Source organism: Streptococcus sp. HMSC065H07 (genome assembly GCF_001837325.1).
GTDB lineage: Bacteria > Bacillota > Bacilli > Lactobacillales > Streptococcaceae > Streptococcus > Streptococcus salivarius_H.
In genome coordinates this window covers 8,675-9,661 of sequence record NZ_KV832051.1, presented here as the reverse complement: position 1 = coordinate 9,661, position 987 = coordinate 8,675, and the positions used below count along the sequence as shown (strand labels likewise).

The window sequence follows — 987 nt, the reverse complement described above, 5'->3', positions numbered from 1 at the left end:
CAGACTCACTTGTTGAAATCGAAGAGCTTACTGACGCTGAAACTGAGTTTGATACTGATTGTAATTCTAAGATTGAAGCACTTAATGAGGCTGACTCTGACTCAGAGGCTGATTCAGATGCACTTGTGCTTTGAGACTCACTCAATGATGCTGACTCACTAGCTGAAACTGAAGCACTTAATGATGCTGATTCTGAGTTTGACTCAGATTGTGATGTTGACGTTGATTCACTCTCTGAAGTCGAAACTGAATTCGATACTGATTGTGATCCTGAAACAGATGCACTCAATGACGCCGACTCACTCAAGGATGTTGAGTTAGATGTCAAAACAGATTCACTTGTTGAAATGAAGCTTGAAGCCGAGTTCGAAACAGATTCAACAGTTGAAATAATCGCAGAAATTGAAGCACTGAAAGCTTGAGACTGACTTTCAAATACAGAAGCACTTAATGAGCTCGATATACTCAATGATACTGATTCAGAAGCCGAAACTGACGCACTTGTGCTCTGCGATTCACTCAATGATGCTGACTCACTAGCTGAAACTGATGCACTTACTGACGCTGACTCTGAGTTAGATTCTGATTGTGATTCTGAAATTGATTCACTTACCGAGGCTGACTCGGAATTGGACACTGATTGTGACTCTGAAATTGATTCACTTACTGAAGCGGATTCTGAGTTAGACTCTGACTGTGATTCTGAGATTGATTCACTTACTGACGCTGACTCTGAGTTTGATGCAGATTGTGATTCTGAGACAGAAGCACTTTCTGACGCTGACTCGGAAGTTGAAGCGGATTGTGATTCTGAGATTGACGCACTTTCTGACGCTGACTCGGAATTAGACACTGATTGTGATTCTGAGATTGATTCACTTACTGATGCTGACTCGGAGTTTGAAGCAGACTGTGATTCAGAAACTGATGCACTCTCTGAAGCGGATTCGGAGTTAGACACTGATTGTGATTCTGAGATTGATTCAC

1 pseudogene is annotated in these 987 nt (G+C 41.8%); it reads left to right on the top strand.

Annotation, left to right across the window (positions count from 1 at the left end):
- Positions 1-503: 503 nt before the first annotated feature.
- Positions 504-987 (top strand): annotated as a pseudogene (locus HMPREF2637_RS11690) (MSCRAMM family adhesin SdrC); the annotation flags it as partial.